We start from the raw sequence: 17,428 nt of genomic DNA on the forward strand, positions 1-17,428 counted from the left end.
AAACCGCTATAATAATGACTAATATTAATTCAAACCCCAAAATTCGTATTGAACATCTGATTAAAATTTATGGCGAAAAACCCCAAGCTGCCCTCAAACTGTTTCGGCAAGGTGGGAGTAGGGATTCTATCTTAGAAAAAACCGGTCAAGTCTTAGGAATTGCCGATGTCTCTCTGACCGTCAATAAAGGAGAATTGTTCGTGGTCATGGGGTTATCCGGTTCCGGAAAATCCACCCTAGCTCGCTGTATTAACCGCTTAATTAATCCCACCAGCGGCAATATCTATATCGATGATGAAGACATTGCCCATGTTGATGAGAAGCGGATGCGAGAGATTCGCCAGAGCAAGGTATCAATGGTGTTTCAGCGATTTGGATTATTTCCCCACAAAACAGTTGCAGAAAATGTAGGGTATGGTCTCAAGGTCCGGGGGATAGATCAAGCCAAACGCCGCAAAAAAGCCTTGGAAACCTTAGAGGTGGTAGGTTTATCCCAATGGGCGGATTATTTACCTTCATCCCTCAGTGGTGGGATGCGTCAACGGGTCGGTTTAGCCCGCGCCTTAGCCACAGATGCCGAGATTTTACTTATGGATGAGGCATTCAGCGCCCTCGACCCCCTGATTCGGCGGGACATGCAGGATGAATTACTGCGACTCCAGACAGAACTGCACAAAACCATTGTATTTATCAGCCATGATATTCAAGAAGCCCTTAAGATGGGCGATCACATAGCAGTGATGAAAGACGGTTATATAGTCCAAATTGGCACACCAGAAGAACTGGTTAACCAACCAGCTGACGACTACATCAGTGCATTCATCCAAGATGTTAACCGCGCCCAAGTCCTAAAAACTGGGTCAATTGCTCGTCAAACCCCTGCCTTAGTTCTTACAGAAAACTCTGCTAGAGCTGGACTGGAACAGATGATAGACCATCACCTCCAACAAATCTATGTTGTCGATGAACACAGCAAACCTGTTGGAATTGTCAAGAAACAATGGCTCGAAGCAGTCCTCCAAAAAGGAAGCGAAGACATTACTGAAGTGATGGAAACGGACTTCCCCACAGTCAACCCTTCAACCCACCTAGAAGATATATTTCACCTCTACCGAGACGGACTTCCTGTTGCTGTAGTCGATACTGACGGTACATTCAAAGGAATGGTAGAACAGTCTGATCTTATCGCTAGTATTGGCAAACCTCAAAAGCTTGTCCAAGACAACAGCTGATAGCTGATGTAAGCATTCAGCTATCAGCCGTCAGCGGTCAGTTTAAAACAAGCTATCTGGCTGAAGATATCAACCGACTCAAAGCCAAAAACTATGAATTCCTGGCCGAAAGGCCAGGGAACTGAGATTAAACGAATACTTACCTGTTTCATTCAAAAGCACCTCAAGCAGCGTGGGCGTAGCGCATTGGCTGATAGCACCTCAAGTAGCGTGGGCGTAGCGCATTAGCTGACGGCTGAATGCTTACTAGCTGATAGCTGACGCCTGAATGCTTACTAGCTGATACGCGACACGCTAATAGCTGATAGCTGATAGCTGATAGCTGAATGCTTACAAAGGAAATATCTAGATAAATGGACAATCTATACTATAAGAGTGTTGCTCTAAATAGTATTGTGTTCAATTATTTAATTCTATCCCTTGACTATATCGCAAAAAGCCAAGTCGGTCTAGATATTATCTTGAATCCCTTTGAGCTTTATACCTTACCCCTTGACGAGTGGATTACCGCAGTAGTTAATTTCCTAGTTGACAACTTCCGTCCCTTCTTTCAAGCAATTAGCTTGCCCATTACCTGGACTCTGGAAGGGATACAATCGCTGTTCCTATCCATTCCTCCGCTAATTTTCCTGATTATTCTGGGCTTGATAGTATGGCAAATTGCGGGTGGGAAAATTGGTATTTATAGCCTTATTGCCTTGACCTTGATTGGCTTTTTTGGAGCTTGGGAACAAGCCATGACTACCCTGGCGCTAGTGGTGACAGCTGTAGTTTTTTGCGTGGTGATTGGCATTTCCCTTGGCATTGCTTGTGCTAGTAGCGATCGCGTGGAGAAATTCCTGCGACCCCTGCTTGATGCCATGCAAACCCTCCCGTCATTCGTCTATCTTGTCCCAGTGGTAATGCTGTTTGGCATTGGTGCAGTCCCTGGAGTAATCGCTACTTTAGTCTTTGCTGTCCCCCCCTTGATTCGCCTGACCAACCTAGGAATCCGACAAGTATCTACAGAAGTTGTCGAAGCTGCGATCGCATTTGGTTCAACCCCAAGACAAATGCTTTGGGAAGTGCAAATTCCCCTAGCAATGCCAACTATCCTAGCTGGAGTCAACCAAGCCATATTATTAGCACTATCGATGTCGGTGGTGACTTCTATGATTGGTGTCGGGGGACTGGGACAGATGGTCTTACAAGGTCTCGGTCGGGTGAATGTCGGACTAGCTGCTGTGGGAGGATTAAGCATCGTGCTGATTGCGGTGATGCTCGACCGGATCACTCAAGTGGTGAGTCAAGCCAACAACCAAATCCCTTGGCTAGAGCGAGGACCGATTGGTTTTGTGCGTTTGAGGTTAACCAGTAAACCACGGACTGGGACTACTGTTGCTGTAACGGTTTTAGTGGCATTGCTTGTGGGTTTGATCAGCTGGCAACAAATTCCCCAAGCTACAACCGAATTAACTGCATCAGAAATAGCCCTACCTGGGAAAGGGTTGAAGGTACGCTCTACCTATGGTTATTCTCCAGAATCACAATTCACTACACACATCGTTAACACAGCTCTGGAAAAGCTCGGTTACGAGATTGAAAAACCCAAAGAACTCCAGCCAACCACCCGCCACATCGCTTTGGGTAATAACGACCTAGATTTTACCGCTAGCCACTGGGAAAACCTGCACACAGAATTCTTTGAAAAAAATGGTGGCGACAAGAAATTAGAGCGAGTTGGAGTTATTGTTTCTGATCTGTTGCAAGGGTATCAGATTGATCAAAAAACTGCTGAAAAATACAATATCACCAATTTAGAGCAACTCAAAGACCCTAAAATTGCCAAACTCTTTGACTCCGATGGAAATGGTAAGGCAAATTTAGCTGGTTGTATTCCCGGTTGGGGATGTGAGTTAGTTATTGAGCATCACTTAGATGCTTATGGGCTCAGGGATACTGTTGAACATGACCAAGGAGAATATAGCGTCCTAATTGCCAATACCATTGCTCGCTACAAACAAGGAAAACCAGTCCTTTACTACACTTGGACTCCCCTGTGGCTGGCTACGGTATTAAAACCAGGTGAGGATGTGGTTTGGCTAGAAGTTGCCCAAACCAATTTACCAGGACCCCAGAAAGGGTTGACAGAAAAACATACCTCAATCAATGGGAAAAATCTCGGATTCGCAGTGGATCGAATCCGCTTTGTGGCCAACAAAAAATTCCTAGCAGCCAACCCAGCAGCCAGACGATTCTTTGAGCTATTTAAGATGCGGATTGAGGATATTAATGCTGAAAGCTTACGGGCAAAAAATGGGGAAGATACCCCAGCAGATATCCATCGCCATAGCCAAGAATGGATTAAAAATAATCAAGATTTGTTTGATAGCTGGGTTGAAGAAGCTAGAAACGTTGGAGAAACTTCTGGAATTTGAGGTTTCCTATAATTTACGAGAACATGAATATTGTCAAGCTTGAGTAATTGGTAATTGGTAAAGGGGAATTGGTATTTGTGATTACTCCCGAGTTATAGCAGAAGTCAGAAGTCAGAAGTCAGAAGTCAGAAGTCAAACTCTTGCGCTTACTTAGGTTTGAGACTTTTGTCATGTCCTAACTGCCCTGGGGACTGCTATACCAGAGACTCACCTATAGGTAACATGCCCTCGAATCATCCGTTGCGCGATCGTAAGCATTCAGCCGTTGGCTGATACGCGACACGCTGATAGCTTACGCGCAATCTTCCCACTATCACAACTTCTAACAAATTGGTATATTCCAAAATTGTCCGGATTAACCTGATCTACCCAGTAAAAAGAAAGTGGTAGATGCACCCTGGTAAAGTCCTAGAGCTAAACTCTGGGGCTTTTTTTATTTAGAAACCGTATCCCACTGCTGATTATCCGCTGGAACAACATCTGGCAAAGACCGACCCATCCAATACAGCCACCCTAAACCAGCAACTCCCAATGCGATCGCAACCAAACTGACCACTTGAGCAATGCGTAATGGACCGAGCATCAGACTATCCATCCGCAATCCCTCAATCCAGAAGCGACCAGTACTATAGGCAACCATATAGACTAGAGCCATCGTCCCTACCTTCAGATGGGGTTTGCGGCGTAAATCCCGAAAGAACAGAGTCATCAGTAACCCAAAGACCAATAAGTTCCACACAGACTCATACAGAAAGGTGGGATGGAAATATTCAAAATTCTGAAAGCCTGGGGGACGCTGTAGTGGTGGAATATACAATTTCCAAGGCAAATCCGTGGGAGCGCCAAAGGCTTCAGAATTAAAGAAATTACCCCAACGTCCGATTGCTTGACCTAATATCAGAGAAGGAACTACTAGATCAACTAACAGCCAGACAGACAGTTTATTGAGGCGGGCGAAAATTGTTGCAGCTAAGATACCACCCAAGATAGCGCCATGAATGGCAATCCCACCATTCCAAATCGCAATAATTTGGTCTGGACGCTGGGCGTATTGTTCCCACTGAAACAAGACATAGTAAAGTCTGGCACCAGGAATCGCAGAAATCACCAGCCAGATAGCCAAGTCGCCCAACAAATCTGGGTTAACGTTACGGCCCTTGGCTAGATATTGGGACAGGCTAACTCCAATTAACACTGCTGAGGCAATCAATAGTCCGTACCAGCGGATTGTTAGGGGTCCGAGTTCAACGATTATTGGCCCAGGAGAAGTAAATTGGAACCCTAGGGTTAGAGCAGAGATTGCTTGCAGCATTGATTTATCCATAGGCAGCAAACCACAAGTTTCATTGTAGTCTCCTACAGCATCGGTTAAGTGATCAGAAAACTAAGTAAATTGATAATCGGGTGATGAGAGGATGGGATGATGGGGTGTAATGGTCATAGAAATATCCTGATCAAGTGCTTGGTCGAGGTATCGGACTTTGTCAGCCATGCAAAGCGCGAGTGGGGGCAACCCCCGTCAGGCCACTGCATCCCTTGTCAACTTCTATTACTTGACCAGGTCAATAGCATTCTCTAATCTGGAGTGCAATGGTGCGAAGCAAAAGCTTGGATTAGCTTCTGTCATAACTGCTCAGCAGACAGTATAAGGCGAACAACCAAATCACCTTCAACCCAAGGTCACGAACCCACCGTTAACCGCTAATCGCGGTATAACGGGGGCTTGAATAAGCTCACGACGTGACCAGCCTCAGACTTTTGAGTCTACGTTTTTTGAGCTATCACACCCTTAGATGCGTCGCTAGTCTTCTGCTCTGTGGTTAACAGTTAAACAGTCATAAACGGGTTAAGACAGTGCTGTTAACAAGACAAACTCAAAAAACATTGGCGTTCGCGCCAGCGTGTGCGAAGCACTCAGCGAACTTAACCCTAGTAATAGGAGAAAACACAATTATGCGTGTCTTTGTACTCAACAAAAATCGACAACCCTTAGACCCATGTAAACCTGCGAGAGCTAGGATTCTACTTTCGACAGGAAAAGCAAAGGTCTATCGTCGTTACCCATTTACCATAATCTTGACGGAGGAGATAAAGGATCCAGTAACTCACGAGCACCAATTAAAAATAGACCCGGTCGCAAAAACAAGCGGTCTAGCTATTGTTCAAGGAACACGGTTAATCTGGGGAGCCGAACTCACTCATAGAGGTTTCCAAATTCGAGTTGCTTTGAATTATCGTAGACAATTGAGGCGCAGTAGACGTAATCGCAAAACTCGATACCGCAAGCCCAGATTTCTCAACAGAACTAGACCAAAAGGTTGGTTAGCGCCTAGCCTGATATCTAGAGTTCAGAATATTTTGACTTGGGTTAAAAAATTGATTCGATTCTGTCCTGTCACCGGCATATCCCAAGAATTGGTTAGGTTCGATACTCAAAAGCTGCAAAATCCTGAAATATCTGGAATCGAATACCAACAAGGGACACTTTACGGTTATGAACTTCGTGAGTATCTACTTGAGAAATGGAATCGCCAGTGTGTTTACTGCGGAGTGACAGGAACTCAATTAGAAATTGAACATATTAAGCCAAAGTCCAAAGGCGGTTCTAATCGGGTTTCTAATTTGGCTATCGCGTGTCGTCCATGTAACCAAGCTAAATCCAACCAAGATATTGAGCTTTTCCTGTCGAAAAAGCCTAGCCTCCTGAAACGCATACTATGTCAAGCTAAGCGTCCACTGGCTGATGCGGCTTCTGTAAATACAACCCGTTGGAAGCTATATCACGTACTCAAATCAATAGGATTACCTGTTGAAGTAGGTAGCGGTGGATTAACTAAATTCAATAGGTGCCGCCAAAGTCTTCCTAAAACTCATTGGTTAGATGCAGCAAATGTTGGAAAAGTTGAAACATTGATTATTGAAGTAACCCTACCGTTGCTGATAACAGCAAAGGGACACGGTACTCGTCAGCTCTGTAGAACCAATAAGTATGGGTTTCCCACTCGTCATTGCTCCAGAATTAAGTTTCACAAAGGCTTTCAGACAGGCGACATAGTTCGTGCAGTAGTAACCAAAGGGAAAAAGATTGGTACCTATGTAGGACGGGTCGCGACCAGAAAATCAGGGTCTTTCAATGTTTCAACTAAATCAGGATTGGTTCAAGGAATCAGTCACAAATATTGTCAATTTATTCATAGGAAAGATGGTTATGCCTATACAAACTAAACCCTGTCCTCCCTTTCCTGAGTGCCTGTCACCTGGGGGAACCCCAGGTGTTTATATGGCACGTCTCGCCGCTAAATCAAAGATTATAGCGGGAGACGACCGGGAGGCGGACAGATGAATTCCGAACAACTAGAATTAACTATAGGCTGGCTTTACCCTACCCTAATGAGTACCTACGGCGATCGCGGTAATGTCATCTGCTTACAACAACGAACCCAGTGGCGAGGCATTAGAGTCAATGTAATTCCCCTGGATCAGCAAACCCCTGCTGAGCAATTCTATCAAGTGGATATCTTCATGGGTGGTGGTGCTCAAGATAGACAGCAAGAAATTGTTATGCGAGACTTACAAGGTAGCAAAGCCAATGCCCTACAAGAAAAAATTGAAGGAGGTACACCGGGGGTATTTACCTGTGGCTCACCTCAATTGCTAGGTCACTACTATGAACCAGCTCTAGGTAAGCGGATTCAGGGATTAGGGTTGCTGGATTTGGTCAGCAAGCATCCTGGCGTAGATGCTCGCCGTTGCATTGGTAATGTGGTATTTGAGATTACTGCATCACCCTTAGCCCAAGACTTAAAGGCTATGCTCGGGAAAAATCCAGTAGTGATTGGCTTTGAAAATCATGGTGGTCGTACCTATTTAGGTAATGTGGAACCCCTAGCTCAAGTGGTCAAAGGATATGGTAACAATGGGGAAGATGGCACAGAAGGAGCATTTTATCGCAATGCGATCGCAACCTACTCCCACGGTCCGCTGTTACCGAAAAACCCCTTTCTGGCTGATTGGCTGATCCAAACTGCCCTCAAGCAAAAGTATCATATACCAGTGTCCTTAGAACCACTGGATGATACCTTAGCAACCAAGGCACGGGTGGCGATGTTTAAACGTCTTTCCCTAACTAACCTGAGTTAACTAAGACTACTAGCAAGAAGCCGTGACTCTTACGGGGAATAGGCCATCGGTAATGGTAGAAATGTCTACCAATTACTAATAATCCACAGTCCCGACTTTAGCTAACCCGGCGGGAAGCCCCCCAGCATAATCTACGGGCTTTGCCCGACGCGGGGCGCGTTCGATTTGGTGTCGGGATGATAGCCGGGACGGGGTCTATGCTACCCAACCTTATCATCAGTCTTTGATGTGCTAAAATAATAGCATGACTTTAACTATGAACTACAACTACCGCATTTATCCGTCGTTAGCTCAGCAAGAATTAATGTTGAGTTGGCTAGAGACTTGTAGACGACTTTATAACCGTTGTTTGCGAGACTTAAAGGACTGGATGAATAGTAGAAAGTGTCTAGTTGATCGCTGTTCGATATACCAGGAATATATCATGTCTACCGATATTCCTTTTCCTGGATATATGGAACAGAAAAGACAGTTAACCCAATGGAAAAAAACCGAACCAGAACTTAAGGCAGTGCATTCTCAGGTGACACAAGACGTGGTTAAGAGACTGCATAACTCTTGGGAAACATTTAAACACAGAGGTCAGGGTTTTCCACGGTTTAAAAAGTATGGTCGTTATCAATCTTTTTTGTTTCCTCAGTTCCAGAAATCACCAATTGTCGGGAATCAAATTAAACTACCGATGATAGGACTGGTTAACATTAATTTACATCGAGAAATCCCCACAGGCTTCAGGGTCAAGGGTGTCCGAGTGGTTTCAAGATGTCGAGGGACAAAATGGTTTGTTGTCATTACCATCTCTGCTGATGTCTCTGTTCCTGATACCCCCGCTTATGGTCGTGCCATTGGGGTTGATGTTGGATTAAATTACTTTTTGGCAACATCAGATGGGTTAAAAATTACTAGACCAAAGTTTTTTGTAGACTTACAAAGCGAGCTTAAATTGCTGCAACGTAGGGCATCTCGAAAATGTAAAGGGTCTAAAAATTGGGAAAAAGCACAAGTTAAAGTAGCACGATTACACCACAAAATTGACAACACTAGAAAAGACTGGCAACTCAAAGTAGCCCATAGTCTCTGTGACCAGGCTGACTCGATTTTTGTTGAGGATATTGATTACCGAGTGATGGCTAAAGGTTTTTTAGGGAAACATTCTCTAGACGCAAGTTTTGGTCAGTTCAGAGCGTTATTGAAATGGGTTTGTTGGAAACGAGGGAAGTTTTTTGCCACAGTAGACCATCGGGGGACATCAAAGCAATGTCCTGACTGTGGAGCTGAATGGGACAATAACCTTTCAATTCGTTGGCATACTTGCAAAGAGTGTGGATATTCTAGCAATCGTGATGTTGCCAGTGCAGAAGTGATTCGCAATCGTGGAATTGAAAAGTACCCAAGGACTATTGGGGAATGGAAACCGCCTGCTGACAAGTCCGTGTCTGCCGAGGCTTCCTCGGCAGTTCATATCGGACGTAGCGTACTGTCGGGGATTTTAAATCTAGATAAGTGCTACGCAGGAATGCCTAACTGTGAGGTTGGGAAGCCCGCACCGTAGCGTCAGCTCGGTGTCGGGAGGATGTCACTGGATAGCCCCTTAATGCCTCGTAAACGAATAAACTACTTAGTATACCCCCTCCCAAGCAGTTGAGCGAGGGAGAAGGTGCGGTTAAAACCGCGCTTTGTCGTAGTTCCTCCGCGCTTTAAAAAGACGCGGTTTCCCTACCCCGTGAAGTCCGATGACTGGAAAAGTAATCGATAGCAGTGCCACTGGAATTCTCATTCTGATCATCCCCTTCGCATTGGTGATGGTTCTGTTGCTAAAGGCATGGCCGATCGTACTGGCCATGTTTACCCTAATTATCATCATCAGGCTTTGGCAGCAATACCAATGGCAGAAGTGGACTCGCAAAGTTAATCCCTTCTTCAATCAACTGATTAAAGATAACCAAGGCTGTCTGACACCCATGGACTTGTCGATCAAGGCAGATATTTCTGGAACTGCAGCCAAACAGTATTTAGACAAAAAGGCAGAGGAGTTTGGAGCTCAGAGTAAAACCTATGATGACATTGGCACTGTTTATTACTTTCTGACTGCTAGCGCTCTCGGTAGTATCTTTGATGAGAGTGAACCCTCCTTCGACCCTGAAAGTGAATCCTCCTTCGAGCCTGAGAGTGAATCCAACACCAGTCAACCAACCCCGTCTTTAGAACTACAGGTCCAAAAAGATGAGTTCTCTAGCAGTGATATCCCAAAAATGCTAGAAACTCCACGATCACAAGAATCTGTCGCCTCGAAACTAGCTGCCTTGACTGCTGATGCTTCAGGTGATCAAAAAAACTCGGTCAAAAAGAAGCAGGATAAGAAAGTTTATCAACCTCTGATCCAAGCCGAATTAGCCAAGCGACTGAATGTTCATGCCAGCACAGTTGGTAAACGTAAATCTGATGCCGACTTTTCAGAATGGAGTAAAAGTAAAGATCCAGACGGAATTGCCTGGGAATATTCATCACAGAGAAAGGAGTTCTTGCCAATTGTGAACAATTAGGAAAATCTCGATCGTGAATAAATTTTAATTAGTCATTAGTAATTTATTTGTGATCTGTACCGAATAACTAATGACTAATCAGTCAGCTTCCCATAATGATAAGTATTCAAAGGCCTATTATATCATACTAGCAATGATATAATACTACCTAAGGTTATAAAAAGCTGGGAACTAGGAAATGGAATGAGCAAGTTCTGCCTGGGTTGGGGAATTAAACCTGTCCAGAGCATCCCATTTATTCAACACTTGGGATTTAAGTTGTTCAAATTTGAGCTTTAGTATGCGTCTGCTGACTATGGGTTGAGCTATAGGTTGTGAGGTTTGACCAGTATTAGCCGACTCTTGTAACATTTGGCATTGTTGGGGTGTAAGCGTTACGGTCATTACCTGGTTACAGCGTTGTGGTTCTTCAGTGGAAAACAACAGTAGTCGATAGAAGCCTTTATCTGCTAAGCAACGAGTAATGGTCTGAACTTTCGAGGTTTTCAAGTCTAGATAGCAAGGGAGTAACCGAGAGTCCTGTGCTGTAGACTGAAGTACAGTAACCCATAGTAGCATCGGATGAGGCGAATTGATGAAGACAAATTGACTGTGGGGCTTGCTGAATAGATAATACTGAATTTCTTCTGGAGATAACATCAAGCATAAGGTGGCAAAATTTCCCAAGCTGCTTGGTAAAATTGCTGGAAATACAATTTTGCTAATTGGTTTATCCTGGGGCCAGGATTGCTGTAGACACACTTGTAACATTTTAACTCCTGATTATCTATTGTCTAATAAACCTATGAATATCATCATTGAAAACTCCCTAAGCTCAAGGCAGAATCATCAATGAAATATTCCCCCGTCACCGTTGATGCTGTTAATTGGTGAAACTTGACATGCCATAATGTTTCAGGTAAACTGTCTACACTCCCTAAGAATGATAGTGATAAACTATTCAAGGGGTAAGTAGATTGTTGAGCGACTACTTCTTTAACGCCATCCTTATAATTTTTCTGGAAAAACTTATTATTCATAAGGGTTCCAGAGATAAAATTTTCAGTCATTGGGGGAATCCCATTGACAAACATCAGGCAGGTAGTGAGAGCAGCTGCTTCGATCAAGGTTCTCCAATAACGATGGTTCATAAGTAGAGTTAAGTTGATTGAGATCTAGAAATAAGGCTTACTATGACCCCAATTCAGTAATCAATGGCGGTCGTTATCCTAGGGTTATTCATGGTTCACAGTCCTCTTCACCGAACGCCTAAAGTGTACGAAAAATTACTGAATTGATGCTATAGTTTCAGGATGAAGTTTGGATGTTTGCGATTGCGTTTTTGTTGTGTTTGAGTTGATGTATACCAATCACTCACCAGAAATGGAAGAGGGTGAAAAGGGAAAAGGCTTGCAGGCAAAATCGATATCTTCTTGCCTGAGGTTTAACGTCATCTTTTGTCCGAGAACAACCAACGGTCGGACTGGGAGAGTGGGATAGAATAAAATATAGCAATCCGATTTGAGTTGTGAAACACCAGAAGAGGGGAAGAGGGGTCTCAGACCAGAAGTGGAGGAAGAGAAGTAAGAATCTCACCATGGGTTCTTTTTCACAAATGATTGAGGATTTCTATATACTTCTGACCCCATCACCTGATCACGTCATCACCCCATCACCCCATCACCCCATCACCCAGTATGATCAAAAATTTTCCATTGTGATCAGTTCGTTGTGGCTCTTGACCTATTTTTCGGGAAATCTATAGGTGAGTGTCGAAAGATTTTTCAGTAAATTAAGCTTGAGCTATGGCAAAGCGATCTCTCCAGGCATCTCCAGACGGCATCAAAAAAGCCAAACAGGCTTTTGAACGCAAGGGATGGACACAAGAATATTTTGCGGGTGAAATCGGCATAGAAACTCGCCAACCGATTTGGAAGTTTTTTGCCGGTAAACCCGTTGACCGCCGCGTTTTTAGCGAAATCTGCTTTCATCTGGATTTGGAGATGGAAGAGATTGTCGCTATACCAGAAGATGCTCAGATAGATGCAGAAAAGAAAGCAGCTGAGGACAAAAGTAGAGTTGATGCCATCGTCACCAAAGTGCGATCGCACTACCATGACAAAATTCAAAATCAGTGTGGCACTCTACGCCTATTAGATATTGCTCGACCGGTTAGTTTAGATCACATCTACGTGGATGTGAATATTCTCGAAGAAATCACTAGTCAACGATGGTTGGAAATTGACGATTTGCAAGGCTTCCCAGCGGAAGAATTTGACCGCTTGGGTATAGGCAAAGTGCGCCGGGAAAGCATACCAGGACTGCAAGCGGTAGAACGCTATCCTAAAATGATGGTGCTAGGTAAACCTGGCTCTGGGAAAACCACCTTTTTGCAATATCTGGCTATTCAGTGCAATCAAGGAAATTTTCAATCGGATCGGGTTCCGATTTTGATTCGATTGAAAAACTTTGCCGAGGATGCTATGATCGAATGTAGTTTCAGCCTATTTAACTACATTAATCAAGAGCTTCAAAGTTGTGGTATTTCAGAACAAGATATTGAAACTATACTCAGCTATGGCAGAGCCTTGATCTTAATGGATGGCTTGGATGAAGTCCCGGAAACTGCCAGTAATCAAGTTATTCAACAAATCCGCAAAATTTCGGAAAAGTATTACAAAAATCAGCTGATCATCACATGTCGCATTGCAGCTCAACAGTATCGATTTCAGGGATTTACTGAGGTTGAGATTGCTGACTTCAAACCAGCACAAATTCAACACTTTGCTAAAAAGTGGTTTGTGGCGGTAGCAAGGAATGACCCAGAATCAGGTTTGGAGAAAGCATCTCTGTTTATCGAGCAGATGAAGCTGCCAGAAAATCAGCAAATTAGAGAACTAGCAACAACACCAGTCTTGCTGAATCTAGCCTGTCTGGTTTTTCAAACCAAAGCTGACTTTCCTGTAAAACGCTCTGATCTTTACCAGCAAGGACTAGACTTACTACTGATTCGCTGGGATGAAGCCCGGGGTGTAAAGCGAGATGATATTTATCGTAATTTATCCTTGCCCCACAAGCTAGAATTACTTTCTCAATTAGCAGTTATCACCTTTGAGCAAGGGGAGTATTTCTTTGAAGAAATTCGGCTGCAACAATTAATTGCTGATTATTTAAGGAAATTACCAGCAACTCAAAGCAACCAGGCAGCTCTAGAATTAGATAGCTTAGCAGTACTCAAATCTATTGAGGTGCAGCATGGACTATTGGTAGAGCGGGCACGACGAATTTACTCATTCTCTCATCTGACATTTCAAGAGTATTTTACCGCCAGAGCGATTGTGATCGGCACTGGGATGTCTTTGTCACAGCTAGTCGAACACCTACAGGAGAAACGTTGGCGGGAAGTATTTTTACTCACAGCACAAATGTTGCCAGATGCTGATCAGCTATTGTTGCTGATCAAGCAACAGATTAATCGGTTAGTCTGTGCAGAAATGGTGCTTGACTCAGTCAAACTGACACCAAGCGCTATGGCTTTAGATGATAACTTGACAAAGTTCTTGAACTGGATCGAGATCAAATCCCTCGAGATCTATACTCCCTACAAGCCAGCAGCAGTGCGTGCGTTTTACATGACCCTTGCCCTTCCTCCTAGCCATCCTCTTTCCCGGAATCAAGCCTTAGCTTTGGCTATTGATCACAGACTAGGAGGGGAGTTGGGTAGTGAACTTGCCCTAGATTTAGCTTTAGATCATGCTTTAGCTGTTGCCCAAGCTATGACACCAGAACTAGTTTACGACCGACTCAGTGCTCTTTACCTTGCCCTTGATTTGAATCACCTGACTGGGATTGAGTCTATCGGAGACTCTCTAGAGAAGCTTAAAAATCAGCTACCTGACCTAGATGATGACGACCGAGATAGTATTCAAGAATGGTGGCAAAGTCATGGTCCGGAATGGGTATCACAATTAAGAGCCTTGATGATAGAGCATCGTAATATGGGTCACCAATGGCATTTGAGCAATACATCCCAAGATTGGTTAGAGCACTATAGCCGTGCTAATCACTTGCTAGTAGAGTGCCTCAATAGTAATTGTCAGCTGAGTCTGACGGTGCGCAAAGAAATAGAAGATACGTTGTTGTTGCCCCTGTGCCACTCGTAATTGATCGCTCACGGTCGATGTTGACCTGAAGGGGTGACAAGTAGGTTGTCACCCCTTCAAGCTTTAACCTACCCTAAACCGAATCGCCTTGGGCGAACAACCTTGGCCTTGGCCTTGGCCAAAAGGCCACGCTACGCGAATGGGCCACGCTACGCGAACAACCCTTAACCCTTAAACCTTTTTGACCCGTGCTACGGTGATAATGTCGTAAGGCTTACTTACTATTGTTGATCGCTTTTTTATGCCTTTTCCGAGATCTAGTGGTCTTTTGCTCCATCCGACATCCCTACCCAGTCCCTTTGGTATTGGTGACTTAGGTTTACGGGCTTATCAATTCATTGACTTTTTGGCAGAAAGCGCCCAGCAATACTGGCAAATCTTGCCCCTTGGTCCGATTGGGTATGGTAACTCTCCCTATGGCTCTTACTCAGCCATGGCAGGCAATCCCCTACTCATTAGTCCAGAACAATTGCAAAAGCAGGGACGGCTGTTGGATGAAGACTTTGCCAATCTACCAGAGTTTCCCCTTGACTCAGTGGATTATGATCAGGTAATTCAAACCAAGATGCCCCTGTTTTACCAAGCTTGCGATCGCTTTCGTGCCAACGCCTCACCCCAACAGCACCAGAAATTTACAGAATTTTGTCAAGCAAAAGCCAGCTGGTTGGAAGACTATGCTTTATTTATGGCTGTTCGTGATGCCTTTGACCAGAGTAGCTGGCATACTTGGGAACGAGACATTGCTATGGCTCAACCCAAAGCAGTTGAGTATTGGCGGCAGAAATTGCAGGATGAAATTTATTTTTACAAATACCTACAGTTTGAGTTTTTCTGCCAGTGGTCAGCTCTCAAACAGTACGCCAACCATCACCAGATCCAGATTATTGGTGATATTCCAATTTATGTGGCTCACGATAGTGCTGATGTCTGGGCTCATCGGGAAATCTTTGCCATTGATCACGAAACTGGCGAACCCACACTCATGGCTGGGGTGCCTCCGGACTATTTCAGTGCCACAGGTCAGTTGTGGGGTAATCCAGTTTACAACTGGGAACAGTTACAGGCAGATAACTTCCGATGGTGGATACAACGCTTCCAAACCATCTTGGAGTATGTAGACATTGTGCGGATTGACCATTTCCGGGGATTTGAAGCCTACTGGCAAGTCAAGCAAGGAGAAACAACTGCCATCACTGGAGAATGGGTTAAGGCACCAGGAAAAGAATTTTTTGAAGTACTCCAAGACAAGTTGGGCAATTTGCCAATTATTGCCGAAGATTTAGGGATCATCACTCCAGAAGTAGAAGCATTACGTTCACGGTTCCAGTTCCCTGGTATGAGAATTTTACAGTTTGCGTTTAGTGGGGGATCAAGTAACCCTTACTTACCCTTTAACTATGTCCGCAACTGTGTGGTTTACACCGGTACCCATGATAATGACACAACAGTAGGTTGGTTTAAAAAACTCTCTGCTGAGGATAAGCAGATTATAATTAATTACTCCGGACCAGTCAGCCAAGAAGGCATCCATTGGGATTTAATCCGATTAGCGCTCAGTAGTATTGCCAATCAAGCGATTATTCCTGTCCAAGATATTTTAGGTCTGGACACAGATGCTCGAATGAATTTTCCGAGTACCGTGGAAGGCAACTGGCAATGGCGCTATCAACCGAATGCGTTGAGTGAAGAATTGGCTAATCGCCTCAAAATCCTCACTCACACTTACGGTCGTGCTCCCTTCAGTTCTCACTAGTAAGCCTAGTCATATTGTATTCGAATAGTTTTAACAATTAATCCTATTAAGGGTTGTTTATAATTTGACAAATGTTAATTATTAATTTACAATCGCCAATTAACAATCCTATGATATACAAGGGATTCACTGGACTTTATATAAGTTAAGTACTTGCTAGATAATGTTCATTTGAGATGTTCAAATTTAATTGATTAAAAAAGGTAACTTCATAACAGAAGCGAACATTAGGAAAGAGAACCGAACAGTTTTGGGTTTTAGGCTAAATTAGCATTGGTTTTCATGATATATTTGGTTTTGCTATAGTTTTTGATTTATTCCTGAAAAGCTATAGGTTTTTGCCCCCAATTATCTGCTTTTTTAATGTTTAATATTGATTCATTTAATGCTTTTCCCCTAGAAAGCTTGACTACTGGAGAGAGGGTCTAGGTTTAGCGGCAAAGGTTAATGCTTCTACTGCACCAGGAGCCCCCATCTGCTTTGCCTGTTGGTTATTGAACTCAACGATTACATTCCCAGCATCGCCAGCTTTAACAAATAGTTTTTCGTTAGCAACCCAAGTCTGGTGGGCTCCTTCTTCTAGGATGCCTTCATATTTTTTCTTGCCATCTGCCACGATCAGAAGCCAAGATCTACCTTTGAGAGTGATATCCACCTGAACTGGCTTATTTGGACTGGACGGTATCTTGGTTAAGGCTAACTGTGCTTGGGAGTTAGTTTGATCTAAATTACCGGGTATCGGTAACGACTGAGCTGGAGACGAGTTTGGTTCCTTATCAGTTATTTGTGGCTTAGAAGGGTTGATGAGGACAGATAAGCCACTCACCGAACCAATAACCAAGCAAATGTAGAACAAATAAAGATGAAACGGTCGCAGTTGAGGTACCCAACTGTTCCCCCAGGAAAGTGTTGACCTCTGTACAGTTACCCCAGTGGGAAAAGCCTTGGCAAACTCGTCTCCATCTAAGCCTAGTGCATCCGCAAAGTGCTTGATAAACCCTTGAACATACACAGGTTCTGGTAATTGGTCTAGCTTGCCTTGCTCTATTGCCCTCAAAAATCGTGCATTAATTCGGGTGCAAGTGGCAATTTCCCCAATGCTTTTAGACTGTTGAGTGCGTAACTGGCACAGGTATGAACCCATTTCTGCCAGCTTCTTCTGTTGTTGTTCCTGCAACGGGACTTTGTTTTCATTCATACA

The 17,428-nt window shown here is 44.0% G+C and carries 13 protein-coding genes; 9 read left to right on the top strand and 4 right to left on the bottom strand.

Annotated elements, in window-relative coordinates:
- Positions 1–14: 14 nt before the first annotated feature.
- Together F6J90_RS19145 and proX are read left to right on the top strand one after the other, a co-directional pair.
- Positions 15–1,232: a glycine betaine/L-proline ABC transporter ATP-binding protein gene (locus F6J90_RS19145; RefSeq protein ID WP_293096829.1), complete on the top strand. Its 1,218-nt coding sequence runs from the start codon at positions 15–17 to the stop codon at positions 1,230–1,232.
- 353 nt (positions 1,233–1,585) lie between these two features.
- Positions 1,586–3,649, top strand: coding sequence for a glycine betaine/L-proline ABC transporter substrate-binding protein ProX (proX, locus tag F6J90_RS19150; RefSeq protein WP_293096832.1), 2,064 nt, complete (start codon positions 1,586–1,588; stop codon positions 3,647–3,649).
- A 433-nt stretch (positions 3,650–4,082) separates the two neighbouring features.
- Here the strand turns inward: proX and lgt are convergent, their stop codons facing one another.
- Positions 4,083–4,961, bottom strand: a complete 879-nt coding sequence (gene lgt / locus F6J90_RS19155) for a prolipoprotein diacylglyceryl transferase (RefSeq protein ID WP_293096834.1) — start codon at positions 4,959–4,961, stop codon at positions 4,083–4,085.
- A gap of 641 nt (positions 4,962–5,602) precedes the next feature.
- On the opposite strand from lgt, the gene iscB reads away from it, so the two are divergent.
- The 4 genes from iscB to F6J90_RS19175 all read left to right on the top strand — a co-directional run bounded on the left by iscB (position 5,603) and on the right by F6J90_RS19175 (position 10,332).
- Positions 5,603–6,874: an RNA-guided endonuclease IscB gene (gene iscB / locus F6J90_RS19160; protein ID WP_293096837.1), complete on the top strand. Its 1,272-nt coding sequence runs from the start codon at positions 5,603–5,605 to the stop codon at positions 6,872–6,874.
- Between the two features lie 114 nt (positions 6,875–6,988).
- Positions 6,989–7,789: a type 1 glutamine amidotransferase gene (locus tag F6J90_RS19165; protein ID WP_293096839.1), complete on the top strand. Its 801-nt coding sequence runs from the start codon at positions 6,989–6,991 to the stop codon at positions 7,787–7,789.
- 256 nt (positions 7,790–8,045) lie between these two features.
- The gene (locus tag F6J90_RS19170; protein ID WP_293096841.1) at positions 8,046–9,341 is read left to right on the top strand and encodes a transposase; all 1,296 of its coding nucleotides are present in this window, start codon (positions 8,046–8,048) and stop codon (positions 9,339–9,341) included.
- 181 nt (positions 9,342–9,522) lie between these two features.
- The gene (locus F6J90_RS19175; protein WP_293096843.1) at positions 9,523–10,332 is read left to right on the top strand and encodes a hypothetical protein; all 810 of its coding nucleotides are present in this window, start codon (positions 9,523–9,525) and stop codon (positions 10,330–10,332) included.
- 171 nt (positions 10,333–10,503) lie between these two features.
- Here F6J90_RS19175 and F6J90_RS19180 read toward each other — a convergent pair whose 3' ends face one another.
- The gene (locus F6J90_RS19180) at positions 10,504–11,082 is read right to left on the bottom strand and encodes a hypothetical protein (RefSeq protein ID WP_071106065.1); all 579 of its coding nucleotides are present in this window, start codon (positions 11,080–11,082) and stop codon (positions 10,504–10,506) included.
- A 44-nt stretch (positions 11,083–11,126) separates the two neighbouring features.
- Entirely contained in the window at positions 11,127–11,462 is a 336-nt protein-coding gene (locus F6J90_RS19185) for a hypothetical protein (protein WP_293096846.1), read from the bottom strand.
- Between the two features lie 654 nt (positions 11,463–12,116).
- Here F6J90_RS19185 and F6J90_RS19190 point away from each other — a divergent pair.
- The 3 genes from F6J90_RS19190 (at position 12,117) to malQ (ending at position 16,227) form a co-directional block, all read left to right on the top strand.
- Positions 12,117–14,474, top strand: a complete 2,358-nt coding sequence (locus tag F6J90_RS19190; RefSeq protein ID WP_293096849.1) for an NACHT domain-containing NTPase — start codon at positions 12,117–12,119, stop codon at positions 14,472–14,474.
- A 45-nt stretch (positions 14,475–14,519) separates the two neighbouring features.
- Complete coding sequence (locus tag F6J90_RS19195) at positions 14,520–14,642, top strand: hypothetical protein (protein WP_293096852.1); 123 nt, start codon at positions 14,520–14,522, stop codon at positions 14,640–14,642.
- A gap of 73 nt (positions 14,643–14,715) precedes the next feature.
- Positions 14,716–16,227 (top strand): 4-alpha-glucanotransferase, encoded by a 1,512-nt coding sequence (malQ, locus tag F6J90_RS19200; RefSeq protein ID WP_293096855.1) that lies wholly within the window; start codon positions 14,716–14,718, stop codon positions 16,225–16,227.
- Positions 16,228–16,636: 409 nt separating this feature from the next.
- On the opposite strand, the gene F6J90_RS19205 is transcribed toward malQ, so the two are convergent.
- Positions 16,637–17,425, bottom strand: a complete 789-nt coding sequence (locus F6J90_RS19205; protein ID WP_293096858.1) for a RodZ domain-containing protein — start codon at positions 17,423–17,425, stop codon at positions 16,637–16,639.
- Between the last annotated feature and the right edge of the window lie 3 nt (positions 17,426–17,428).

This window comes from Moorena sp. SIOASIH (assembly GCF_010671925.1).
Lineage (GTDB): Bacteria > Cyanobacteriota > Cyanobacteriia > Cyanobacteriales > Coleofasciculaceae > Moorena.

What these genes read in the sequence shown, in the direction of transcription:
- iscB (WP_293096837.1), top strand. Translation starts at nt 5,603, where the DNA reads ATGCGTGTCTTTGTACTCAACAAAAATCGACAACCCTTAGACCCATGT.
- F6J90_RS19180 (WP_071106065.1), bottom strand. Translation starts at nt 11,082, where the DNA reads ATGTTACAAGTGTGTCTACAGCAATCCTGGCCCCAGGATAAACCAATT.
- F6J90_RS19175 (WP_293096843.1), top strand. Translation starts at nt 9,523, where the DNA reads ATGACTGGAAAAGTAATCGATAGCAGTGCCACTGGAATTCTCATTCTG.
- F6J90_RS19190 (WP_293096849.1), top strand. Translation starts at nt 12,117, where the DNA reads ATGGCAAAGCGATCTCTCCAGGCATCTCCAGACGGCATCAAAAAAGCC.
- malQ (WP_293096855.1), top strand. Translation starts at nt 14,716, where the DNA reads ATGCCTTTTCCGAGATCTAGTGGTCTTTTGCTCCATCCGACATCCCTA.
- lgt (WP_293096834.1), bottom strand. Translation starts at nt 4,961, where the DNA reads ATGCTGCAAGCAATCTCTGCTCTAACCCTAGGGTTCCAATTTACTTCT.
- F6J90_RS19205 (WP_293096858.1), bottom strand. Translation starts at nt 17,425, where the DNA reads ATGAATGAAAACAAAGTCCCGTTGCAGGAACAACAACAGAAGAAGCTG.
- F6J90_RS19145 (WP_293096829.1), top strand. Translation starts at nt 15, where the DNA reads ATGACTAATATTAATTCAAACCCCAAAATTCGTATTGAACATCTGATT.
- F6J90_RS19165 (WP_293096839.1), top strand. Translation starts at nt 6,989, where the DNA reads ATGAATTCCGAACAACTAGAATTAACTATAGGCTGGCTTTACCCTACC.
- F6J90_RS19185 (WP_293096846.1), bottom strand. Translation starts at nt 11,462, where the DNA reads ATGAACCATCGTTATTGGAGAACCTTGATCGAAGCAGCTGCTCTCACT.
- F6J90_RS19170 (WP_293096841.1), top strand. Translation starts at nt 8,046, where the DNA reads ATGAACTACAACTACCGCATTTATCCGTCGTTAGCTCAGCAAGAATTA.
- proX (WP_293096832.1), top strand. Translation starts at nt 1,586, where the DNA reads ATGGACAATCTATACTATAAGAGTGTTGCTCTAAATAGTATTGTGTTC.